Raw genomic sequence first — 22,939 nt, 5'->3', positions numbered from 1 at the left:
CCCTGTGACCAGCGGGGAACCCTGGCGTCTAGCGCAGTAAAGGGTCCTTCACGGACACCCCGCCCGAACACGCCACGTTTACCCTTCCCCTCAATAACCCTCATTGTCACTCACGCGCCCTGCGACCAGAGGGGAACCCTCGCCGTGCCCCACTCGGATCACTTCGTGAATTCGGGCATCACCCGCTCGGTGAACAGCTCCAGCGACCGCCTGCTGTCTTCGAACTCCTGGTAGCCGGGGCTGAACTGAAGGCTCACACAGAGATCATCGCCGAACCAGTCCCCCACCACGGCGATCCGGTCCGCCACCTCCTCCGGGGTACCCGCCAGAACCTTGTTGTCCCGCAACGAATTCTCGAACGAGTACTGCTTCACCTTGTCGATGAACTTCTCGTACCCCGGATACGCCTCCGAACGGGTCGTCGCCCAGGAGGCGATCGCGCCGGTCATCTGCTCGATGTAGTTGTTCTCGAACAGCGACGCCCGCTCGCGGGCTTCGGAGCCGTCGGTGTCGACGTAACACGTGTACTTGATCTGAATCCTCGCCCCACCGGCGGGATGGCCTGCCGAGGCCCAGGCCGACCGGTACGCCGAGAGCATCTCGGTCAGCTGCTCACGGCTGGTCACCGAAGGCACGACCTGGAGGTGATAACCGGCGGTTCCGGCTGTCGCGCACGAATCCGGGCTGGTGGCGGAAGCCACGAAGATCGGGGGGTGCGGCTGTTGGACCGGGCGGGGCAAAAGACTCACGGGCCCGAAGGACGAGAACTTCCCGGAGAAGACGACGTTCTCCTCGCTCCACAGCCGGCGGCAGGCTTCCAGGCCCTCGTCGAAGCGTTCGCGGCTCTCCGCCATGGGAACGCCGAACCAGTCGAACTCGTCGGGGAGGAAGCCCCGGCCGAAGCCGACGTCCAGGCGGCCACCGGAGAGGTTGTCCAGCATCGCCAGTTTGCCCGCCAGTTTCAGCGGGTGCGTGAAGGCGGGGATCACCGCCCCGGTGGTGATCCGGATCCGGGTGGTGGCCATCGCCATCGCGGTCAAGAGGGTCACCGGGTCCGGGCTGTAACCGCCGTAACCGGAGCCGTAGTGTTCGACCGTCTGCACGTGCTCGTAGCCCCAGGTGTCCGCCAGCCGGGACAGCCGCAAGGTCTCGTCGTAGTACTGCCGGGCGCTTTTACTCCCGGGCGCCATGACCGGGAAGAAATTGAGGCCGAATTCCATGATGTCTCCCTGCGGTTCCGCCGGACGGAACAGCGTGCTCGCTCGTGGGACTCTGCCGCGGTAGGAGTCTTTTCTACTCCGGCGCCCGGTAACTGCCCTTAAACGTTGGCACAAGTTGCGCTAAAGCAATGAGCAAGAAAGGCCCCGAGTACTTTATTCGCGATTCTCGGCGGGGTTACGCTCACGGCATTGTTCCCGCCGAGAAAATGGGGTACTCCATGCTGGAGGGTTGCGTACCGCGCGCGGACGAGGAGATCGCCCGGCTGCGTGAGACCGGGTACTGGGCGGGCCGCACCCTGGGCCGGCTGTTGCGCGAGCGGAGCCGGACCTACGGTGCCCGGACCGCGCTGGTGGACCACGACCGCCGGTTCAGCTACGCCGAGCTGGACGACTGGGCGGACCGGCTGGCCGCGGGTTTCGCCAAGCAGGGCATCGGCAGGCACGACCGGATCCTGGTCCAACTGCCCAACAGCGCCGAGTTCGTCGCGGTGTGCTTCGCGTTGTTCCGGCTGGGCGCGCTGCCGGTCTTCACCCTGCCCGCGTACCGCGCCGACGAGGTGCGGCACCTGTGCGACATCGCGCAAGCGGTCGCGTACATCGTTCCGGACGAGTTCGGCGGCTACGACTACCGCAGGCTCGCTCGCCAGGTCGTGGAAAGCCGGCCGGAGCTGAAGAACGTGTTCGTCGACGGTGACCCCGGCGAGTTCACCGCGCTGTCCGGACTGGCACCGTCCGAAGTGGACAGTACGGCGCCCGACCTGCCCGACCCCGATCCTTCGGACGTCGCGTTCTTCCTGCTCTCCGGAGGGACCACGGCGCTGCCGAAGCTCATCCCCCGGACTCACGACGACTATCTCTACCAAGCCCGGATCACCGCCGAGATCGACCGGCTCGACGTCGGCACGGTGTACTTGGCCGTGCTCCCGGTCGAGTTCAACTTCACCTGGGGCTGCCCCGGCATCATCGGCACCCTGCACGCGGGCGGGACCGTCGTGCTGTCCGCCAGCCCCAGCCCCGACGAATGCTTCGAGCTGATCGAACGGGAACGCGTCACCCTCACCTCGGTCGTGCCGACGGTGCTCCACCTGTGGCTCGAAGGCAGGCAATGGTCCGGGCACGACCTGTCGAGCCTGCAGGTCGTGCAGGTGGGCAGCGCGAAGCTGCACCGCGAGGTCGCCGAGGAGGTCGAGCCCGCGTTCGGCTGCAGGCTGCAACAGGTCTTCGGGATGGCCGAGGGGCTGCTGACGTTCACCCGCTTCGACGATCCGCCGGAGACGATCGTGGGCACCCAGGGCCGGCCGGTGTCGGAGGCGGACGAGGTGCGGGTCGTCGACAGCGCGGGCAGGGACGTCGGTCCCGGTGAGATCGGTGAGCTGCTGGCCCGCGGCCCGTACACGCTCCGCGGATACTTCCGGGCGCCGGAACACAACGCGGTCGCGTTCACCGAGGACGGTTTCTACCACAGCGGTGACCTGGTCCGGCTGACCGAAGACGGCAACATGGTCGTGGAGGGCCGGATCAAGGACGTGATCATCCGCGGCGGCGACAAGGTGTCCGCGACCGAGGTCGAGGCGCACCTGACAGCGCACGAGGAGGTCGAGCAGGCCGCGGTGGTGCCGGTCCCGGACTCGTTGCTGGGCGAGCGGACGTGCGCGTACCTGATCGTCACGCCGGGCCGGACCGCACCGGCCCTCGCGGTGCTCAAGGAATTCCTGCGCCGACGGGGCCTGGCGGACTTCAAGCTGCCGGACGAGATCGAGGTGGTCACCGAGTTCCCGCTCACCGGCCTGGGAAAGGTGGACAAGAAGGCACTGGCACGCGTGGCGGCTCGGCGCCCGGCCGAGACCTGGTGAGGGGGAAGGACAAGATGGACGGGACGTACAAGGTTCCCTTCGCGCGCCGGGGCAGCGTGCTCGACGAGCACGACATCCAGGCGTTGACGGAGGTGGTGCGGTCCGGCGAGGCGCTGTCGTCGGGCGCCTGCCGCGACAGATTCGAGGAGAAGTTCCGCGACTACGTCGGCGCGCGGTACGCCTTGTCGGTCACCAGCGGCACGGTGGCACTGGAGATCGCGATCCGCCTGCTCGACCTGCAACCGGGCGACGAGGTCATCGCCACCCCGCAGACCTACCAGGCGACCGTGCAACCGTTGCTGGCACACCAGATCAAGGTCCGCTTCTGCGACATCGACCCGCAGTCGCTCAACATCGACCCCACCTCGCTCCGGTCCCTGATCACCCCGCGCACCCGGGGTGTCCTCCTGGTGCACTACGGCGGCTACCCGGCCGAGATGGCGGAGATCATGGGGATCGCCCGGCGCCGTGGCATCCCGGTGATCGAGGACTGCGCGCACGCCCTCGGCGCCCGCTACCACGGCCGCCGGCCCGGCGCGCTCGGTGACATCGGCTGTTTCAGCTTCCACACCAGCAAGAACATCACCACCCTCGGCGAGGGCGGGATGATCACGGTGAACCGCGAGACGTGGGCCAGGCGGATCGACCGGATCCGGTCCAACGAGGTCGATGGCACGTACGCCCCGGCCGGTCCCCTGGCCGACCGGGCGCCACGGGTGTTGCCCTGGATGAAGTACTCCGAAGGTGTCTACCAGGATTCCTGCCGCTCGGTCGCGGGCGCGGGCACCAACGCGACGATGTCCGAGGCGGCGGCCGCGGTGGGGGTCGTCCAGCTGGACAAGCTGCCGGTGCTCACCGCCCGCCGCCGGTGGATCGCCTCCCGGCTCGACGAGGTGCTGGAAGACTTCCCGGGTGTGCGGTTCCACCGCACGCAACCAGGCCTGGAACACGCGCAACACCTGTACACGTTCTTCCTTCCCGGCGGCCCGGACGTGCGCTACAACCTGGTGCGCGCGCTCGACGAACGGGGAGTGGAGGTGCAGTTGCGGTACTTCCCGCAACACCTGCTGCCCGAGTGGCGACTGCGCGGCCACTCCATCGGCGAGTGTCCCGTGGCCGAGCGGCTGTGGTTCTCCTCCCATATGAACCTCCCCTGCCACCCTGGCCTCACCGACGATCAGGTGGACTACCTGATCGACGCCCTGCGCGAAGCACTGTCCACAGTGGCCTTCCCACGAACCGGAGCACTCGCATGCCCTTCATCGACGTGAAGATCTACGACCGGCGGCTGACCCCGGAGACCCGGCAGGCGTTGATCGCGAAGCTGACGGACGCGGTGGCCGACGTCTTCGACGACGCCATCCGGGACAGCACTTGGGTCGTGCTCACCCCGGTTCCCGTCGACCACTGGGGAATCGGCGGCAAGTGAGCTGGGGTTTTCCCTCCACACCGCCTGGCAGTCCAAGTCGACCAGCTCACGCTTGCGACAAAGGTTGTGAGTAGCGTTTCGGGTTCTGGTAGTCCCGTATTCGCCTGCCGATGTCGGCGAGCGGGGAGGATTTGGGACGTTGAACGTCCGGAATCTTCCCCGCTCGGCTGCCGGTCGCGGGGTTGCGGGGTGGCACGGTCTTGATCAACGGAAGATCGAGGGCACTCAACGTCCCCGATCCTCCGTCGATTCAAGCTCCGAGACCGGCTCGGCCCCTCGACGGTGAAGGAATCGGGACACTCAACGTCCCGATTCCTTCACCATCAACACCCGGCACACGCTGAGTCGCCACTCACGACCGAGAAGCCACCGATCGGGCCACACCAGTCTCCCGGGATGTCGTGAAAGCCACTTTCGCGACATCAGACGTCCCGAAAGTGGCTTTCGCGACACGACTGCTCGACATCGGACGCGACGAAGGACCCCGCCAGCCTCGCCCGCGAACACGCCACCGTTGACTTACCCCTCAATATCCAACCCGGTCACTCCTTCAGCGCGAGGGCGATCGAGTCGGCGATCGGAGTGGTGGGCCTGCCGATCAGACGGCCGAGTTCGCCGTCGGCGCCCGCCAGTTCGCCCTTCTCGATGGCCGACTCCATACCGGTCAAGAGCGCGGCGATCGGCGCGGGGAGCCCGGCGTGGCCGGTCAGGATGTCGGAGAAGGCGTCGACCGAAACGGGCCGGTAGACGATTTCACCGCCGGTCTGCCTGCTCAACTCGGCCGCGAGCTCGGCGAAGCCCCAGGCGGTGTCGCCGCTGAGCTCGTACGCCGTGTTCTCGTGACCCTCACCGGTGAGCACCGCGACCGCGGCGGCGGCGTAGTCGGCCCGGGAAGCGGAGGCGACGCGGCCTTCGCCGGCGGCCTGGGTGACGGTGGAGGTCTCGAGCACGGGAGCGAGCCGCTCGGTGTAGTTCTCGTTGTACCAATTGTTGCGCAAGAACACATACGGCAGACCGGACTCGAGGATCGCGGCCTCGGTGCCCCGGTGGTCGTCCGCGAGCGTGGCGGTGAGAGCGCCGAGCGCGCTGGTGTACGCGAACAGCGCGACTCCGGCGGCACGCGCGGCGTCGAGGACGATCTTGTGCTGTCCGACGCGGCCCTTGTCGAACTCGGTGCCGGAAATGAGGAGCACCTTGTCCCCCGCGGCGAACAGGCCGTCGAAGGTCTCGGGGTCGTTGTAGTCGGCGATCGCGATCCGCACGCCGCGGGCAGCGAAGGCGGCCGCTTTCTCCCGGCTGCGGGCGACAGCGGTGATCTGTTCGGCCGGGACCTTCTCCAACAAGCCCTCGACGACGAATCGGCCGAGGCTTCCGGTGGCGCCGGTGACGACGATGCTCATGCTCGTACTTTCTCCTTCAAGGTCGGTTCACCCAACCTTGACCCGCACACTCTCCTTTGGGAAGTACCCACCTTGAAGTAAGGTACTGGCATGGACGTAAGTGAGATGACGCTCGTGGACCGCGTCCGGCTCGCCGGCGGCGACACGATGTGCCCCCAGCGCCTCGTGCTGGAACATGTCACCAGCCGGTGGGGCACGCTCGTCCTCATCGCGCTCCTGGAACGTCCCTACCGTTTCAACGAGCTGCGTCGTCAGATCGGCAAGGTCAGCGAAAAGATGCTCGCCCAGACCCTCCAGACCCTGGAACGCGACGGACTGGTCCACCGTGACGCCAAGCCCGTGATCCCGCCCCGGGTCGACTACTCCCTCACCGACATCGGCAAAGAGGCCGCGGACCAGGTCTGCGCCCTGGCCCGCTGGACCGACCGGCGGTTGAGTGCCGTCCAGAGGGCACGCGAGGACTACGACACCGCGAAGGCGAGCATCCACTGAGGACAGTGTCCTCAGTGGATGCTCACGGATAGCTGTCGCGAACGGCGAAGGTGACTTCGCCGACCAAGGCCCGCGCCGCGGCCAGAGCCTTGTGCAAGGTGTCGATGTCGCAGTCCGTTCCGCGCTCCCGAAGCTCGATCAAGGAAACCGCACAGGTGAGCGCGCTGTCCACCGCGGCCATCAAGGGGTCACCGGATGTTCGCAGCTCGCCCCGGGCCTGCTCGACGGCGTCGACAGCCCGCCCTACCGCGCAGCCCGTTTTGACGAGTGTGTCCACTTGGCCGTTCATCACACCCCCACCAGAGCCATGACGCCTAGTCCCACCAAAATCACTCCTACCACCGAGTCCAAAGATCTTTTGACGCGCGGCCGGTTCAGGATCGGATGGAGACTTCCGGCCGCGAACGCGAATCCGAACAACCACAGGGCGCTCACCGTGACGTAGATGGCGAAGAGCACGAGCTCGTCGCTCACGGCGGGCGTCGCCGAGCTCGGCAGGAACTGCGGAAGAATCGACAGGTAGAACAGGCCGATCTTCGGATTCAGGCAATTCATCAGCAGTCCGCGCATGAAGAACCCCGTCTTCCCGCGAGCGTCGCGTATCGGAGCGGCGCCCGCCGCGGCCGACATCGCGGAACGCAGTGCCATGATCCCGAGCCAGATCAAGTAGGCCGCGCCGATCACGGAGACGACCAGAAAGGCGACGCTGCCGTTGGCCAGCAGTGCGGACAACCCCACCACCGAGGCGATACCCCACAGGACGATGCCGAGCAGCACTCCTCCTGCGGCGCGCACCGCCGCCGGGCGTCCGGACGCGGCGCTCGTCTGGAGCAGCAACGCCTGGTCCGGCCCCGGCACGATGACGACGACCGCCGCCGCGGCTGTGAAAGAAAGAAGTGTAAGTATCGTCAAAACTCCCCCGTTGTTCACTTGCAAGCTGCTTTTAGAAATCGCGGTAGACCCATTCCAGAATTGCGACCGCACTGCCGTACTTCATCCGCGCCTGTTCCCAGGCGATCGACCGGTCTCCGTCGAGCACCGAACCCTTGACCTCGTCGCCGCGGTGCGCCGGCAGGTCGTGCATGAAGACCGCGTCCGGCCAGCGGGACATCACCGCGTCGTCCACATAGAACGGCCTGAAGTCCTCCCGCCAATCCGCACTCGGTTTCGCCGTACCAGTGGTCTGCCAGCGAGTCGTGTAAACGACGTCGACCGTTACGTCGACCGAATCGAGGTCGTGGGTCTCGACGATCCGGGAGCCCGAAGCCGCCGCCTTCTCCTGCAGCGAACCGAGCAGCGCGGCATCGAGCCCGTACTCCTTCGGGGTGGCGAAAACCACCGTGACACCACGATAAGTGCTCAGGATCTTTCCGAGCGCCACAGCCGTGTTGTTGCCTTCACCGACGTACAGCACGGACAAACCGTCCACGCCGCCGAAGTGCCGGAGCATCGACGCCGCGTCGCAAACGCCCTGGGTCGGATGCTCTTGCGCGGCCATCGCGTTCACGACGGGAAGGTCACCGCTGCGAGCCACGAGCCGCATGTCTTCGAGCGGGCCCGCGGTGCGCATGACCAGGCCGTCGAGCATCACGCCGAACATCCGGCCGGTGTCGTGCAGGGACTCCCCGGTGTTGAGCTGAAGATCGGCGGGGCCGTACGGGACGACCGAAGCCCCGAGCCGCAACGCCGCCGTCGTGAACGCGGTCCGCGTGCGAGTGGAGGTCTTGGCGAAGTAGGTTCCGATCACCTTGCCGGAAAGCCGTTGTTCCCACCGCTCCGGCCGGGCGAGCACGTCGACCGACCTGCCGACGATTTCGTGCAGCTCGCCGGGGTCGACATCGTCGAGAGAGAGAAAGCCAACCATGCGGTCCTCCGTCGTCAGGTCAAAATCAGCGAATTGTCCACGACACTCGTCGAGCGCACTTCCGGAAATTCCAGGTCCGCTCTCGCGGTCAGGTCCTTCGCTCGACGCCAGTTCTGTGAATAGATCGTGTCCTCGTAGCGTTCGCCGCCGTCAGGACAGACGACGACCATGTGCTCGGCGCCGAAACCCTCGCGCATCCATCTCAGCGCCCCCGCCACGGCGGCCCCCGAGCTTCCGCCGACACGGACGCCCAGCTCACTCGCGACCCAGTCGCACGCGGCCACCGCCTCGCGCGCGGTCACCCGCACGTTCGGGCAGTCGCGCCCGGAGACGAAGGACGAGCTCCGGCTCGCGCCGATTCCGTTGAGGCTGCGGGTCGCCGGCGGACCGCCGAGCGCGATCGATCCCACTTCGTCCACCGCGACGCACCGCCAGGGCAGCCTGTTGCGCGTGACGTAGTCCGTGAACCCGCGCATGGTCCCGCCCGTCGACACGCCGAGGAAGACGTCGAGCTCGTCGGAGGGAATGGCGGAGTGGATCTCCGGTGCCGTCCCTTCGGTGTGCGCACGAGGGTTGGCCGGGTTCTCGTACTGGTTCGGCCACACGAGCGTGTCCTCGACCGCCATCCGATCCCGGATGTAGGCCAGCCGGGACAGCAGGAATCCGCCGGTCTCGTCGGGATTCGTCACTTCCACGATCTTCGCGTCCGCGCTCCGCATCTGCCGCACGAGCATGCGCGACGTCCGCGGGTCGACGACGGCCGTGAACTCCACGCCGCAGATCTGGGAGTACCTGGCCAACGCGATCCCGAGGTTTCCGGACGTCGACTCGATGATCCCACCGCAGAGCAGTCCCGTCTCGAAGATCGTGCCGAGCAGGGAGTACGCCACTCTGTCCTTGATGGACCCGAACGGGTTCTCCTGCTCCAGTTTCAACCAGAGATTCGTCGTTCTGCCGTGATAGCCCACCACCGCCTTCACCATCGGTGTTCTACCCGGCACAGGGCCGTGCAGTTCAACCAGCACCGTCTTTTTCCTCCCCTAGGGCGTGTTTCCCAAGTCTGTTCGATGGGCTTCGTGATCCAGGTGGTTCGTGCCGTCGGGGGGCGACTGGGCGCGAAGACCGCGAACAGGGCTTGTGAAACACGCCCTGGCACAGGCATCGTCACTACGTCCGGTCCGACCGGTCTCCATGGCCACCGTTCCTCGCCCAGATATGGCTGCCATCGCAGAACGGCTTCATCAAGGAGCGTCCGCAACGGCAGATGGCGATGGTCTTGCGCTGTGGATCTATCGGCTCGTCGGTTTGGCTGCGCAGGTCGTAGTCGCCGCGGATGATGATCGGCCCGTCCTGGCACACCACGACCGTGGCCGGAGCGTGCTTCTGCACCACCGGCCCGGCGCCGGTGTCCCCTGCCGGTTCCCGGCCGTCCATCAGCTCGCCGCCACGGACGTCTTGCCGCGGAGGGAGGATTCGCCACGCTCCCAAGCCGACAACATGCTCTCGTTCGCCCGTGCTCCCAGTTCGGCCGTCACGACGGCGCCGAAGACCAGATCGGACAACTCCCGCGGGTTCTCCCGTACGAATTTGCCGCACATGTCATAGGCGGCGAGCTGTTCGTGGACGGCGTCGGCCACGATGTGCTCTTGGAAGAAGATCCACGAATCGTCGGACCCGTTCAACCGCTGCAGGCCGTTCCGGAAATTTCGGTTCACATAGTGTGAGCCGATTTCCGTGAGCGCCAGATTTCCGAGCAACGCACCCCGGTGACGCCCGTATGTTCCGAAATAGGATATCACGTTCACCGTCTCCAGCGAACAAGCCGGGACATCCTCGAAATACGAGCCGAATTCGGTGAGCATGCCGAGTTCGGCCAGGGTCAGTTCGAACAACTGGGAGTGCAGACGGCCCGGGATTCCGCCGCCGTACTCGTCGGCCTGGATCTCCACCAAGGCCGGTTTCCCGCCGCCGCGCACACGCGGGATGACGAGGCTGTGGTGGTCCGCTTCCATGAGACTGTAGACGGACCGGTGCATGAGGAACTCCTGGAACTGCGCCATGGAGGCCTCTTGCTTGATGTAGCGCGAGAGAGACCGTCCCGGGCTCGGTTTCCCCAGTTCCATCAGGAACTCGGGAAGCTTCTCCACGTCCACCTCCGGGAGCGGGCCGGCGATTTCGCCGAGCTCGCGAGCGAAGCGGTTTTCGAGCCGCTTGCGCAACTCGACCAGAGAGGCGTCCCACTCCCAATTTTGCGCCGTCTCTCCGAAGAGGCAGTACTGGGGTCCGTAGCACAAGAACAAACTCAGCTGCAGGTCCTCGTCGGAGATGGCCTCCACCTCGGTCGCCGAAATGGCCTCCAAGACGGACTTGTCGTCACTCTCCGGCGGGCGCCGGAAGATGTTCACTAGGATCTCGCTCACCGGACCGCGATGGTTGGGCAACCGCACCTGAACTCCCTGAATCAAAGACGGTGAATGGTCAACAGTGAAACTTTCGCCGGACGACGACCGCCCGGCTCAATTGAGCTCCAGAATCCGCCCGACGCCCGCACCGCTCGCCTGGCGCAGCACCGCGCCGAACAGTGCCACGTCGAGAATGCCGAGCCCGAAAGGATTCACGACGACGTAGCCGGCGTCGGACCTCTGGACGGTCGTGTCTCCGACGAGCAGTTCGCCGATCGTCGCGGTGACCGAGGGCAGGCCCTCGTCGGCCTTCGCCGCGATCCGCCCGTCGTTGATCAGACGGCCCAACGGCCGCCGGGGATTCTCGATGATCAGCTGAAGGTCGTCGACGACGAGAGCGGAGGCGCCGACCAGGACCTCGTCGGTGAGGTCGCCGAGCGAGACGTTGACCAGGAGCGATCCGGGTCGCACCCACTCCGGCTGGACGTACCCTTCGGCCACGGTGGTCAAGAACAGCGCCACCTCGGCGTCTGCCATCGCTTCGGCCGGCGTGGAAGCGACGGAGAACGAGACCTCCGGGTGCCGCAGGGCGAGCTCAGCGGCAAGGCTCTCGGCCACCGGCTGTCGCACGTCGTACAGCGTGATCCGGCTGAGCTCCGGGCATCGCGCGAGGAGCAGCGCGAGGTGCACACGCGCCTGGGTTCCACATCCGACGGCGGCCAGCGAGCGAGCCGCCCCGTACCCGACCGCGTCGACGGCGATCTCGGTCACGGCGGCCGTCCGCACGGCGCTGAGCACGCCGACCTCCATCACCGCGGTCACCCTGGCGGTCTGCGCGTCGAAGCAGAGACCCAGGCCACCGGCCCGTTCCAGGCCGAACTCCGGGTTCGACACACTGGCATTGATGATTTTCATGCCGTAGGCGCCCTCGGATCCCTGCTCCAGCACGGCACCCGGCATGCCGATCGACCGGCTGTAGGCGCCGAGCCGATTGGTCCAGGACAGATATGCCTCACCGGGCAGGATCGTCCGGCCGTGGTGATGGCTCAGCAGCGCGCCCTTGACCGCGCCCACGACGTCGACCGTCGCCAGGCACTCCACGACGTCGGCGCGGCTGAGGAACCGCACCGACTCCGGCACCGGCTTCGCGAGCACGTCGGCGAGCCACAGGTTCTCCATCATTCCTCCGGTTCGTTCGGGAGACCCGGGCCGCCGGACGCGGCGATCACGAGTTCCATTGACCCTGGTACCACTGCGCGAGACTCAAGGCGGTTTCCAGCGGATTGCGCCGGAGCTGGGTGTCGAAGTAGCCGTCGGGCCTGCTCAGCAACTCGCGGAGGGCGCCCGGGTCGACGATCTCCAGTGCCGGCGAGCGGTTCTCCGCCAGGAGGGTGCCGACCCGGCGGCGCAGATCCTGTTCGTACCGGGTGTTGCCGGTGGTGGGATACGGACTCTTCTTCCGGCTCAGCACCGAATCGGGCAGCAGACCGGCCGCCGCGCCACGGAGAACGCTCTTTTCCCGGCCGTCGTAGGTCTTGATCTTCCACGGGATGTTGTGCACGTACTCGACCAGCCGGTGATCGCAGAACGGCACCCGCACCTCGAGACCGGCGGCCATGCTGAGCCGGTCCTTCCGATCCAGCAGAACTTGCAGCCAGCGCGTGAGATGCAGGTGGCTGAACTCGCGCATCCGCCGGTCCTGCGCGTCTTCTCCCGGCAGGTACTCGACTTCGCCGATCGCCTGCTGGTAGCTGTCGGCCCGGTACTCCCCGAATCGGGTGTGCTCACGGAACTCGGCGGTCAGCATCCCCTCGGGGACGAACTGCATGGTGCTGAGCCAGGGAAAGTCGGCGGTGCCGACGACCTTCGGATCGTGGAACCAGTTGTACCCGCCGAAGACCTCGTCCGCGGACTCACCGGACAGCGCGACGGTCGATTTGTCGCGAATGGCCGAGAAGAGAAGGTACAGCGAGGTGTCGACGTCGCCGAAGGTGAGCGGGAGATCGTGCGCGCCGAGGACGACGTTCCGGTTGCCGTCCTCGATGAGGGCGTCTTCCGGCAGTTCGATGGTCCGGTGTGCCGTGCCGAGGTGTTCGGCGACCAGGAGGGCGTACGGATTGTCCCGTTCGGGCCGGAAATCGCTGGCGCGGAAGTGGTCCGCGCTGCCGACGAAGTCGACGGAGAACGAGCGGACCGGGCCTTCTCCCGTGCTGTCGAGGATTTCCGTGGCCATCGCGGTCAGCGCACTCGAGTCCAGCCCGCCGGAAAGCAGGGTGCACAACGGAACGTCGGTGATCAGCTGCCGTCGCACGGTGTCGAAGAGCAGCTCGCGGACGTGGCTCACCGTCTCCGCGATGTCGTCCTCGTGCGGAACGGTCGGCAACCTCCAGTACCGGGTCAGGTGGCTGCCGTTGTCGTCGATGGTGAGGACGTGCCCGGGCGGCAACTCGAACAGGTCGTGGAACGGGGTCACGCCGGGAGTCTTGATGAGCCCCAGCAGATCGGCGAGCCCCTGGTGATCCAGCCGGGCGGTGAACTCCGGGTGGGCCAGCACCGCCTTCGGCTCGGAAGCGAACAGCACCGCTTCACCGAGCCGGGCGTAGTAAAGAGGTTTGATGCCCAGCCGGTCGCGGACCAGGATCAGCTTCCGTTCGCGCGGATCCCACAACGCGAAGGCGAACATCCCGCTCAGCCGCTCGACGAAGCTCTCGCCCCACTCCAGGTAGGCGTTGAGCACCACTTCGGTGTCGCCGTGGGTCCGGAAGACGTGCCCGCGCCCGGCCAGTTCCGCCCTCAACTCGCGGAAGTTGTACACCTCGCCGCTGTAGCAGAGGACGGCGTGCGGCCGGTCGAGCGGACCCGCGACCATCGGCTGCACACCCCGCTGCACGTCGAGGATGGCGAGCCGGCGGTGGCCGAGTCCCACGTGCCGGTCAGTCCACAGCCCTTCGTCGTCCGGGCCGCGGCGGGCGAGCGTCCGGGTCATGCGTTCGAGGTCCGCTTCCTTCCACCCGACGGGATGCTCGAGATTGATCCAGCCTGCGATTCCGCACATGACGCTCCCTGTCTTAGAGGCATGCTGGGTCTGCTTGATGGGCTCTTACACCGCACTGACGAGCCGTACACCCTCACGACACGTGCTATTGACTCGCGACCAGGCGCACGGAAGGGGGTGTTTCACCGACCATGGCGGCGATATAGTGCAGACGAACGCACGCCAACGACTGCCGGTAATTCATCTGGTCGAGGACTGTACGTCAGCGCCCGACAGGGCCCGTACCGCCACCAGAGTGACGTCGGCCGCGAATGATACGAACGTCGTTGTCTCGTCGGACAACTTGCGACGTATCGAGGTTTAGTGCTAAACTTGCTCCGATTGAATAGCCGGGGGCCTCAAGAAGATCATAGACCTTAGTCTATTTCCTGGGGAGGGAATTATCCTTGATCATCAATAGCAGCGATCGCTTGCGCCTACTGAACCAGGCAGGCGACGAGATCTGCGACCAGCAGCGAAAGATGCCCAGTCAGGGCTTCTACCTGCGGAAACTTGCCGAAACATGGCAACGAGCCGGCCGCACCGAAGCCTACGCCAACCTTCCGGAGTACTCCTTCGCCAAATTCGAAGCACTCGGCACCACCAGCAAGCAGCACCTCAAGAAAAAACCTTCTGAATTCCTGGCTTCCCCAGTTGACGCGGCGTCGAAATATTATGAAACAACCGGTACCACCGGGCTGCCGACGCCGACTCCGCGACTGGCGGAGGACATAATCTGGAACACTGTTTCGGTGGCAGAAGCCTGGCGCGATCTGTTGCCGGAAAATGAACGCGTATTGATTATGCTGCCCTCGGACATCGTTCCGGTGGCCGACCTTATCGTCGGTGTCTGCGAGTACCTCGGGCGGCCGCATGCCAGGGCCTATCCGTTCGCCACCGGGATCTCCGACTGGGACCGGCTGATAGGACTGTGCCAGACCTTCCGGCCGACCGTGATTTTCGCCGCTCCCGGGGTGGCGCTGCAGTTCAGCAGGCTGATCAAACAACGCGGGCTTCTGGCGGAACTGAGTGCCGGCGTGAACCGGCTGATGCTGCTCGGCGAGGTCAGCACCGCTCCGTTCCGGACCCGTCTCGGCCGATGGTGGGGTGCCTCCGCGCTGGACGCGAGTTACGGGAGCACGGAGACCGGCACCCTGGCCGCCGGCTGCGCCCGGGACCGGTTGCACCTGCTGACCGCGACCAACTACTTCGAGCTCGCCGATGACGACGGAACCGTCCGTCCACTGCCGGAATCCGGCGCCGGACGACTCGTGGTCACCCCGCTCAACCTGCACGCCCGGTGCGTGCTGCGGCTGGACACGGGGGACGACGTGCGGTTGGGCGCCCGCTGCGACTGCGGCGACCGCGCCCCGGTGATCGAGGTCGTCGGGCGCAGTTCCGACGCCGTGGCCGTCCGCGGCGCGAAACTCACCGTGCGAGCGGTCGAAGAAGTGGTCTACGGCGAGACCGAGGCGACCGGCTACCTGATGGAGACCGACGCGCCGGGCGCGTTCGCCCGGTTGATCCTGGAACGGGACGTGCACTGGGACCGGACCGGCGAGGCCACGATGGCCGACCGGCTCCAGCATTCCTCCCGCGAAGTGCTCGGCCTGGAATGGGACGAGGTGCTCTTCGTCAACCAGCTGCCCGCGAGCACCAAGAGCGGCGCTTCGCAGAAGAGCTGGAAGCGATCCAACTTCCGGGTCGTGGGAGCGGGCGGATGATCGCGCACCTGGCGCCCCACGCGCCGGTCGGAACAGCCGTCACCACCGGTGAAGCCGACCTGTGGTGCACCTACGCCGCGGTCCGCACCGCCGCGTGGCTGGGCCAGGCCGGCGAACTGCCCGGTAGCGCGGCCACCGTCGACTACCTGCGCAGCCGCCGCAACAGCGATGGCGGCTACGCCTGGAGCAAGGGAATGGCGTCCGACGCGTGGGCGACGTTCTACTGCACCCAGGCGATGGCCGAACTCGGCGCCGAGATCCCCAAGCTCGGCTCGACGCGGGACTGGCTGCACCGCACCTGGTCCGGCGACGCGTACGCGATGCTGCCCGGCCAAGCCCCCGATGTGTGGGCCACGCACTTTTCGGTGCGCACCATGGTCGAACTGTGTCACGACGACCCGCCGGACCGGGGTCGCCTGCTGACCTGGCTGCGCGCGCTGCAGGCGCCGGACGGCGGCCTCGGCTGGTCGCCGGAGCACGCCGCGACCACGGCTTCCGACGTCCGGGCCTGCTTCTACGGAGTGATGTCCTGGCGGGCGCTGCGAGCCACTGATCCGGATCTGGCGCTTCCGTGGGACGGTCCCGCGCTGGTCCGCTGGCTGCGGGACCAGCAGCAGGCCGATGGCGGTTTCCTGTTCGGCCCGTCGGCCGATACGTCATGCATGTGGGCCACCTATCGGGCGACAGCCGCTCTCGAAACGCTGGGCTCGGGCCCGGCGGAGAAGCAGCGCTGCGTCGATTGGGTCCTGGACCGCCGGTTGGCCGACGGCTCGTTCGTCCGATGGGCCGGTTACGACGTCGCCGACGTCTGGGCCTCGTTCTGCGCGATCGGTTCGTTGCGGGCCATGGGCGCGGACACCGAGAGGCACGCCGGTCCGGTGCTGCGCAGGCTGCACGCGATGTCCTGTGACGGCGGCGGCTTCACCTATCGCGAACCCGATCGAGCCGGAGACGCGCTGAGCACCGCGGCGACCGCGATGATGTCAGCGCCCGAAGACCCGCGACAAAGCCAGTGGCGTACCTGGCTGGCCGGGTGCCGGCTGCCGAACGAGGGCGGGATCATGTACATGCCCGCCCGGGGCAGCGAAGTGCGGTGCACACTGTGGGCCGTCGCCGCGGGCGCGGCGGGCGCCGATCCCACCGCGCCTCGCGAGATCGCGAACTGGCTGGGCGAACTGCAGAATCCCGACGGTGGTTTCGGCTACTGGGAAGGCCGGGGATCGGATCTGGTCTCCACCGCGGCGGCGGTGGAGACCTTGCGGCTGCTCGGGATTCCGCTTTCCGGGGCGCTGGATCCCGCGCGGCTGGCGGAATTCGTCCTGGGGTGCCGTGACGTGCTGGGTTACCGGCACGTGCCGGAGGCACCACCCACGCTCCGCGCCGGGCTGCAGGCGTTGCGGATCCGGGACGAACTGGGCCAGACCACACCCGGCGAACTCGCGATCCTGCTCGACCAGCACCGGGTGACCGGTGGCGGCTTCGCCAACGAAGGTTCGCGCATGCCGGATCTGCTGAGCACCTACGAAGCGGTGGTGACCGCGGACCGTCAGCGGATTCCCGTGGACTTCTCCCGGCTGGCCGTCTTCCTCGACCGGATCGGGCGCCCGGACGGCACCGCGTGGACACCGCTCACCCCGACCGGCGGCGGAGCGCTGGCCGACTGCCTCGGCGTACTGCTCCGCGACCGCATCGCGGGGCACCGGGCGGAACTGCCCGCACTCACCCTGTCCTGAGTGAAACCGTCGATTCTGGGGAAAACCATGCCCACCATCACCATTCGCACCATGGCGCTGTCCACCACCGAACGCCGGGCCATCGCCGTCCGGCTGACCCGCTGGTTCGCCGACCACGACAGCGACCGCAGGCATGTGGTCGTGCGGTTCGAGCGGACCGAGGAGGGCACGGTGTTCGTCGGCGGCCTGCCGATCGAAGCCCTTCCACAAGAGGACGAAGGACTGCACCACGCCAGTGTCGTCTGCTGCGTGTCCGTCGGGCGGGACGAGGCCTTCTACGAAGAGCTGGCCGCCGTCCTCGCCGACGCGCTCGGAATGACCGCCGGGACTCCCTTCCTCTACCTGGAGTTCCGGCCCACGCCCAAGGAATCCGTGTACTTCGGCGTTCAGGGACGACTTCGTCGCGCGGACGCCACCTAAAGGGGAAACCGATGACCGTATCTTCCGTGCCCACCCTCGACTCCCTCCGGACCCGGACCCGGGCTGTGCTGGCCGGTCTGTTCGGTCCGGAGATCGACGACCTGCCCGCCGACGCGCCGCTCCCGGAAACGCTCGGCGACCGCTACGACAGTCTCGGCGCGATGGAATGCGTCACCGCGATGGAAAAGGAGTTCGGCATCGAGGTCGACTTCGTCGAGCACGACGTCCGCTACACCTTCGCGCAGATGGATCGCATCGCCGAGTTCGTGCACGCCCAACTGGAAGACCAGGCCGCGTTCGGAGGGCCCCGGTGACGGCGCGGGAAGTCGAGTTCCGCACGTCCGGGCACACGGGTTCGCCCACCGTGTGGCTTCGTACCCGGGAACAACTCCGCGCCGAAGCCGAGCTGATCGCGAACGAGCTCGTCGGCGAGGTCGAGCAGATCGTCAGCTTCGCTCCCGTGGAGCATCTGTTCGGCAAGCTGTTCGCGCAGATCCTGCCGGAGCTGCGCGGCGTTCCCGTGCACCATCTCACCCACGCGCCCGCCGGATTGCCGCCCGAGGTGGAGAAGAAGCGGACGCTGTTCGTCTGCCTGCCGTCCAGCTGGCTGCTGCTGCGTCATCTGCTCGGACAGCTCAAGGCGCTGCCCTCTGCGGTCGCGCTGCACGGGACCGGGCCGACGGTGCAGGCCACCGGTGAGGTGCTGGAAGCCTTGTCCAGCACCGATTTCCGGGCCTTCGAGTTGTTCGGGTCCACCGAGACCGGCGGGATCGCGCACCGGGAGATCACGCCGCCGGGCGTCGACGCGGGACGCTGGCAGCTCCTGCCCGACGTCGAGTTCGCCGATCCCGGTGAAAGCCCGGGACAGTGGCTGCACATCCGGAGCCCGCGGCTGGCCCGCCGCAGCGACATGGCGTTCAAACCGGAATCGTGGCGGCTGCCCGACGTGATCCACCGCGACGGCCGGTCCTTCGAGTTCAAGGGGCGGGCCTCGGCCCTGATCAAGGTGAACGGGGCGCGGGTGAACCTGGAAGAACTCGCGACCGCGCTGCGGAATTCGGTCGACGGTCTGGACGTGGCCTGCCTGCCCGTGCACGATCCCGTCCGCGCCGAGCACTACGAACTGTTCTACAGCCTGGACCGGGACCTCTCCCGCCAGCAGATCTTCGCCCGGCTGCGGTCGGTCATGCACGATTTCACCCCACCGCGGGCGATGCACCAGGTCCGGCGCATCCCGCGGACCGCGACCGGGAAGATCGCCGTCACCGCCCTGTACGCCCTCACGCAACAGAAACCCCGCGTGGCGCTGGAAGGGGCGAGCTGATGACGGCCCGCCCGCTCCACTCCGATCCCGCCACGTCGATGACCGGCTACATCGAGAACGCGGGAATCACCTATCCCGATGATCGCCCGGTCCGGCCCGATCTGCTCGAACTGCCGCTCGCGCAGCGGTGCGACCTGCACGATCGGGGCGAGTGGGACGACCGGAAATGGGCCGAGCAGAACGAAACCTGGTACTCCGTGGCCGATGCCCGCTACCGGGCGGTCACCACGCGGCGGAAGCCGGAATCGGGTACGCCGCTGATCCGGGTCGGCGTCAAGGACACCGTCGACGTCGCCGGCCTGCCCACTACCTTGGGCCTGCGCCATTACCGGCATCACCCGGCGGCGTCGGCGTCGGCGCTCTCCCGGCTCGACGGTGTCGAAGACCTGGTGATCGGCAAGGTCGTGAGCACCGAGCTGAACATCGGAGTCGGCTCCGGCTGTGTGAATCCCTATTTCCCGCACATCGACCCCGCGGGGTCGAGTACCGGCGCGGGGGTCGCCGTCGCTGCCGATCTCTGTGATCTCGCGATGGGCACCGACGTCCTCGGTTCGGTACGGTGGCCCGCCGGGCACTGCGGCACCGTCGGGCTGCGGATGACGCACGATCCCGGGCTGCTGCGCGGCATCTTCCCTTTGTCACCACCGATGGACGCGGTCGGCTGGGTGGCGCGCACGGCCGAAGACCTCGCGTTCCTGTGGCGGCGCTTGGGTTTGCGCGCCCTGATCGGCGATACCGGACAGCCGTTGCCCACCCGGTATCACGTCGGCGTGCCCACCAACGTCCGGGAAGGCTCATGCGGTCCCGAGATGCTGGAAACACTGGATCTGGTCAGCGCCGCGCTGGCCGAGGACGGCCACGAGGTGAACGACCGGAGAGTGCCGGACAACCTCTGGCAACGCCGTGGCGATGCCTGGCAGCTCTGCGCCCGGCAGGCGTGGGACGGCTACCGGCTCTGGCGGCACTGGATCACCGTGCCGTTGCACGCGAGCACCGAGCAGGCGCTGGAGGTCGGCGCACGGGTGAGCGACAGCCACTACGCGGAAATCCTCGACGCGATGTTCTCCTGTCGTCAGGAGAACGCCGCCCGGTTCGACGACCGCACGCACGTCTGGTTGCTGCCGCTGGATCCCTCTCCCCCACCGGATCTGCGGACCAGCCGCCCGGTCGCCACCACCATTCCCGCCCCCGGCGAAGCCGACTACGACCGGCGGATCGGCTACACCCCGATCGCCAGTTTCGCCGGACTGCCCGCCATCGCCGTGCCGGCCAGGCTCAGCCCGGTGAACCGCGCGCCGCTCGGCGTGCAGATCGTCGGACCGCCCGGCAGCGAAGAACGGCTGATCGACCTGGCCCGGCGGGTGCAGCTCCGGCTGGGAATACCCGCCCTCCGCCCCGCGTGACGCCCCACCACCCCACCAGGAGACCGCGATGATCCCCCACGCACTACTGGAAATCGCCGCCGCCCACCAGCCCGAATGGTCCACCCCCGGCGAACTGGCCGCGGTCCGGAACGAACTGCTCGGCAGGCCACCGCTCGTCGACGCGCACTCCTGTCACGCGCTGGCAGGCGAACTCGAGTTCGTCGCCCGCGGTGAGGCCGTGGTGATCCAGGCGGGCGACTGTGCCGAACTGTTCTCCGACTCGGAGCGGCACCGGGTCCAGGCCAAGGCCTCCCAGTTGCACCATCTCTGCGACACCGCCGAGTTCGCCGGGATACCGGCCGTCCGGATCGGCCGCTTCGCCGGGCAGTTCGCCAAACCTCGTTCCTGCGCCACGGAAACCCTGCCGGACGGCACGGAGATCCCGGTCTACCGCGGTGACGCGGTGAACGGCCTCAATCCCACCGCCACGGCCAGGCGGGCCGATCCGGCGCGCATGCTGACCGCCTACGACCTCGCGGCGAACGGCCTGGACGCGCTGTTCATGCGGCAGCTGCTCCTTTCCGAAGGCGACAGCGGGATCAGTTCGATGCTGGCGCCGACCTACATCAGCCACGAAGCCCTGCTGCTGGACTTCGAGCGAGCGCTGCTCCGGCCGGACCCGGCCCGCGGCGGTACCTACGCCTCCTCGGCCCACATGGTGTGGATCGGTGAGCGCACCCGGCAGCTCGATCACGCGCATCTCGCGCTCGCCGAGCAGATCAACAACCCCGTCGGAGTGAAGATCGGCCCGACCGCGACGCCGGAAGAGCTGATCGCCATCGTCGACCGCCTGGCCACCGGGCACCGCCGGGGCAGGCTGACCCTCATCATCCGCATGGGCGCGGAAAAGATCGCGGACCGGCTCCCCGCACTGGTGGCCGCACTGGGCACGCGGGCGGGCGAGGTGGCCTGGCTCAGCGACCCCATGCACGGCAACACCAAGAAGACCGTGACCGGGCAGAAGACCCGGGTCGTGACGGAGATCCAGGACGAGATCGGGCACTTCTGCCGGATCCTGCGCGAGCAGCGGGTCCACCCGGGCGGCCTCCACCTCGAGGTGAGCCCCGACCCGGTGACCGAATGCGTGGACACGACGGCCGACCTGACCGGCTCGCTCGACTTCGACCGGTACGAGTCCGCCTGCGACCCCCGGCTGAACCCGATTCAGGCGCAGCAGGTCGTCCGGCATTTCACCCGGTTGCTGTGAGCCCGCCCCGTATCGGGCTCACAACGCCGAACCGACATCGCCGACGTGCGAAACGCCGTGATCGTTGCATCGCGTCTGGACCTCACCGAGGAGCACCCGCAGCAGCGAAGCGAGCTCGCTTCGCTGCTCGGTGCTCAGCCCTGAGATCAGTTCGAGTTCCCTCGCGAGCACCCGATCGACGGTTTCCTCCACCAGGGCGTGCCCGGCCGGGGTCAGCGTCACGTACACGCTGCGGCCCGGCGGCTCGGTGTGCCGCTCGACCAGCCCTTCGCGTTCCGCGCGAGCCACCCGCTGCGAGATCGCTCCCGCGGTGACCAGGGTCAGCCTGGCCAGCTCCCTCGTCGTCAGCGAATACGGCGGGGAGCTGCGCCGGAGCATGCTGAGCAGGTCCAAGGTGGCCGAATCGACATCGGAGTCGAGCAGCACCCGGCGGCGGTCCTCACCGAACAGTTTCGCCAGCTGCCACACGCGAGTCACGATGCCGATGGACTCGGTCGACGTGCCAGGACGCTCGCGTTTCCAGGCCGCCTCGATGTCGTCCGCGGCGTCCAGCGTGGGGTCTTGCCCGGACGCTGCAGTCATCCCAGACCTCCACCTCGGTTGTCGGCTGTACGGCACACAGCCTATCATTTAGGCCTAAACGTGAGTCTAAACCGGCTGACACGAAGGAAGGCTAGATGATTCGGACAATTTTGGTCACCGGCGGGGGCACTGGCATCGGCAGGTCCGTCGCGGCGAGGTTCGCCGCGTCGGACGCGGTCGTGTACATCACTGGGCGACGGAAGGAAGTGCTGGTCGCGACCGCGGCCGAGCTGGGTTCGTCGGTCCGGCCGCTCGTCTGCGACTGCACCGATCCCGATCAGGTGACCGCCGCGCTGGACGGGCTGGACGGGCCGATCGACGTGCTGGTCAACAACGCGGGCGGCAACACCGACTTCGATCTCCCCGAGCAGGACGGGCTCGCCGGGGTCCTCGCGCACTGGCGGGCCAACCTGGACGCGAACCTGATCAGCGCGGTGCTGACCACCACCGCGGCCGAGGGCAAACTGGCCGAAGGCGGCTCGGTGATCCACATCGGGTCCATCGCCGCCGACCAGGGCGCGGGTTCCTACGGCGCGGCCAAGGCCGGGCTCTCGTCGTGGAACGTCGACCTGGCCAAGCAGCTCGGCGCCCGCAAGATCACCTCGAACGTGGTTTCGCCCGGCTACATCCGCGAGACCGAGTTCTTCCGGGACAAGCTCCCCACGGAGCGGGCCGAGCAGCTGGTCGAGGCGACCAGCACCGGCCGTGCCGGGATCCCCGCCGACATCGCCGAAACGGTGTACTTCCTCGCTTCCGCCGGCGCCCGCCACATCACCGGCCAGACCCTCGGGGTCAACGGCGGCGCTCACCCGACCAGGTAAAGAGGCGAGA

At 67.4% G+C, this 22,939-nt stretch carries 23 protein-coding genes; 12 read left to right on the top strand and 11 right to left on the bottom strand.

What is annotated here, in order from left to right:
- Positions 1-158: 158 nt before the first annotated feature.
- Positions 159-1,220, bottom strand: a complete 1,062-nt coding sequence (locus ACLJPX_RS01150; protein WP_410598283.1) for an LLM class flavin-dependent oxidoreductase — start codon at positions 1,218-1,220, stop codon at positions 159-161.
- A 218-nt stretch (positions 1,221-1,438) separates the two neighbouring features.
- On the opposite strand from ACLJPX_RS01150, the gene ACLJPX_RS01145 reads away from it, so the two are divergent.
- The 3 genes from ACLJPX_RS01145 to ACLJPX_RS01135 are packed head-to-tail and all read left to right on the top strand — an operon-like array spanning position 1,439 to position 4,502.
- Complete coding sequence (locus tag ACLJPX_RS01145; protein WP_410598282.1) at positions 1,439-3,073, top strand: (2,3-dihydroxybenzoyl)adenylate synthase; 1,635 nt, start codon at positions 1,439-1,441, stop codon at positions 3,071-3,073.
- Positions 3,074-3,087: 14 nt separating this feature from the next.
- Entirely contained in the window at positions 3,088-4,344 is a 1,257-nt protein-coding gene (locus ACLJPX_RS01140; protein ID WP_410598281.1) for a DegT/DnrJ/EryC1/StrS family aminotransferase, read from the top strand.
- Positions 4,326-4,502, top strand: a complete 177-nt coding sequence (locus tag ACLJPX_RS01135) for a tautomerase family protein (protein ID WP_410598280.1) — start codon at positions 4,326-4,328, stop codon at positions 4,500-4,502. Before ACLJPX_RS01140 ends, ACLJPX_RS01135 begins: the two co-directional genes overlap by 19 nt.
- 542 nt (positions 4,503-5,044) lie before the next feature.
- Here the strand turns inward: ACLJPX_RS01135 and ACLJPX_RS01130 are convergent.
- Positions 5,045-5,902, bottom strand: a complete 858-nt coding sequence (locus ACLJPX_RS01130; RefSeq protein ID WP_410598279.1) for an SDR family oxidoreductase — start codon at positions 5,900-5,902, stop codon at positions 5,045-5,047.
- Between the two features lie 90 nt (positions 5,903-5,992).
- On the opposite strand from ACLJPX_RS01130, the gene ACLJPX_RS01125 reads away from it, so the two are divergent.
- Positions 5,993-6,394, top strand: coding sequence for a winged helix-turn-helix transcriptional regulator (locus tag ACLJPX_RS01125; RefSeq protein WP_410598278.1), 402 nt, complete (start codon positions 5,993-5,995; stop codon positions 6,392-6,394).
- A gap of 22 nt (positions 6,395-6,416) precedes the next feature.
- On the opposite strand, the gene ACLJPX_RS01120 is transcribed toward ACLJPX_RS01125, so the two are convergent.
- The 8 genes from ACLJPX_RS01120 to asnB all read right to left on the bottom strand — a co-directional run bounded on the left by ACLJPX_RS01120 (position 6,417) and on the right by asnB (position 13,715).
- A complete protein-coding gene (locus ACLJPX_RS01120) occupies positions 6,417-6,683 on the bottom strand; it encodes a hypothetical protein (RefSeq protein WP_410598277.1) in 267 nt (88 codons plus the stop codon).
- On the bottom strand, positions 6,683-7,324 hold the full coding sequence (locus ACLJPX_RS01115; RefSeq protein WP_410598276.1) for a LysE family translocator: 642 nt from the start codon (positions 7,322-7,324) through the stop codon (positions 6,683-6,685). Before ACLJPX_RS01115 ends, ACLJPX_RS01120 begins: the two co-directional genes overlap by 1 nt.
- Before the next feature lie 13 nt (positions 7,325-7,337).
- Positions 7,338-8,258 carry an ornithine carbamoyltransferase gene (locus tag ACLJPX_RS01110; RefSeq protein ID WP_410598275.1) on the bottom strand — a complete coding sequence of 307 codons (921 nt, stop codon included), beginning with the start codon at positions 8,256-8,258 and terminating at the stop codon, positions 7,338-7,340.
- 14 nt (positions 8,259-8,272) lie between these two features.
- Positions 8,273-9,283 carry a pyridoxal-phosphate dependent enzyme gene (locus ACLJPX_RS01105; RefSeq protein WP_410598274.1) on the bottom strand — a complete coding sequence of 337 codons (1,011 nt, stop codon included), beginning with the start codon at positions 9,281-9,283 and terminating at the stop codon, positions 8,273-8,275.
- Positions 9,284-9,425: 142 nt separating this feature from the next.
- Positions 9,426-9,692: a CDGSH iron-sulfur domain-containing protein gene (locus ACLJPX_RS01100; RefSeq protein WP_410598273.1), complete on the bottom strand. Its 267-nt coding sequence runs from the start codon at positions 9,690-9,692 to the stop codon at positions 9,426-9,428.
- Complete coding sequence (locus ACLJPX_RS01095) at positions 9,692-10,678, bottom strand: iron-containing redox enzyme family protein (protein ID WP_410598272.1); 987 nt, start codon at positions 10,676-10,678, stop codon at positions 9,692-9,694. The genes ACLJPX_RS01100 and ACLJPX_RS01095 overlap by 1 nt, the downstream gene beginning before the upstream one ends.
- Positions 10,679-10,774: 96 nt before the next feature.
- On the bottom strand, positions 10,775-11,839 hold the full coding sequence (locus ACLJPX_RS01090) for an ornithine cyclodeaminase (protein ID WP_410598271.1): 1,065 nt from the start codon (positions 11,837-11,839) through the stop codon (positions 10,775-10,777).
- A gap of 46 nt (positions 11,840-11,885) precedes the next feature.
- The gene (gene asnB, locus ACLJPX_RS01085; protein WP_410598270.1) at positions 11,886-13,715 is read right to left on the bottom strand and encodes an asparagine synthase (glutamine-hydrolyzing); all 1,830 of its coding nucleotides are present in this window, start codon (positions 13,713-13,715) and stop codon (positions 11,886-11,888) included.
- A 386-nt stretch (positions 13,716-14,101) separates the two neighbouring features.
- On the opposite strand from asnB, the gene ACLJPX_RS01080 reads away from it, so the two are divergent.
- Genes ACLJPX_RS01080 through ACLJPX_RS01050 form a run of 7 tightly spaced genes read left to right on the top strand, consistent with a single transcriptional unit; the run spans position 14,102 to position 21,526 of the window.
- Positions 14,102-15,418, top strand: a complete 1,317-nt coding sequence (locus tag ACLJPX_RS01080) for a phenylacetate--CoA ligase family protein (protein ID WP_410598269.1) — start codon at positions 14,102-14,104, stop codon at positions 15,416-15,418.
- Positions 15,415-17,151, top strand: coding sequence for a prenyltransferase/squalene oxidase repeat-containing protein (locus tag ACLJPX_RS01075; protein ID WP_410598268.1), 1,737 nt, complete (start codon positions 15,415-15,417; stop codon positions 17,149-17,151). The genes ACLJPX_RS01080 and ACLJPX_RS01075 overlap by 4 nt, the downstream gene beginning before the upstream one ends.
- A gap of 27 nt (positions 17,152-17,178) precedes the next feature.
- Positions 17,179-17,571 (top strand): hypothetical protein, encoded by a 393-nt coding sequence (locus ACLJPX_RS01070; protein ID WP_101607114.1) that lies wholly within the window; start codon positions 17,179-17,181, stop codon positions 17,569-17,571.
- Between the two features lie 11 nt (positions 17,572-17,582).
- On the top strand, positions 17,583-17,885 hold the full coding sequence (locus ACLJPX_RS01065; protein ID WP_101607113.1) for an acyl carrier protein: 303 nt from the start codon (positions 17,583-17,585) through the stop codon (positions 17,883-17,885).
- On the top strand, positions 17,882-18,895 hold the full coding sequence (locus ACLJPX_RS01060) for a hypothetical protein (RefSeq protein WP_410598267.1): 1,014 nt from the start codon (positions 17,882-17,884) through the stop codon (positions 18,893-18,895). The genes ACLJPX_RS01065 and ACLJPX_RS01060 overlap by 4 nt, the downstream gene beginning before the upstream one ends.
- Positions 18,895-20,298 (top strand): amidase family protein, encoded by a 1,404-nt coding sequence (locus ACLJPX_RS01055; RefSeq protein ID WP_410598266.1) that lies wholly within the window; start codon positions 18,895-18,897, stop codon positions 20,296-20,298. The genes ACLJPX_RS01060 and ACLJPX_RS01055 overlap by 1 nt, the downstream gene beginning before the upstream one ends.
- A 28-nt stretch (positions 20,299-20,326) precedes the next feature.
- Positions 20,327-21,526 (top strand): 3-deoxy-7-phosphoheptulonate synthase, encoded by a 1,200-nt coding sequence (locus ACLJPX_RS01050; protein WP_410598265.1) that lies wholly within the window; start codon positions 20,327-20,329, stop codon positions 21,524-21,526.
- Between the two features lie 18 nt (positions 21,527-21,544).
- On the opposite strand, the gene ACLJPX_RS01045 is transcribed toward ACLJPX_RS01050, so the two are convergent.
- A complete protein-coding gene (locus ACLJPX_RS01045) occupies positions 21,545-22,108 on the bottom strand; it encodes a MarR family winged helix-turn-helix transcriptional regulator (RefSeq protein WP_101607109.1) in 564 nt (187 codons plus the stop codon).
- A gap of 95 nt (positions 22,109-22,203) precedes the next feature.
- Here ACLJPX_RS01045 and ACLJPX_RS01040 point away from each other — a divergent pair, with 95 nt between their 5' ends.
- On the top strand, positions 22,204-22,929 hold the full coding sequence (locus ACLJPX_RS01040; protein ID WP_410598264.1) for an SDR family NAD(P)-dependent oxidoreductase: 726 nt from the start codon (positions 22,204-22,206) through the stop codon (positions 22,927-22,929).
- The last annotated feature ends 10 nt before the right edge of the window (positions 22,930-22,939 follow it).

Origin of the sequence: Amycolatopsis sp. lyj-90, from assembly GCF_046549035.1 — a bacterium.
GTDB lineage: Bacteria > Actinomycetota > Actinomycetes > Mycobacteriales > Pseudonocardiaceae > Amycolatopsis.
Note: the sequence above shows the minus strand (reverse complement) of the source record. Positions and strands in the feature narration are given on the sequence as shown.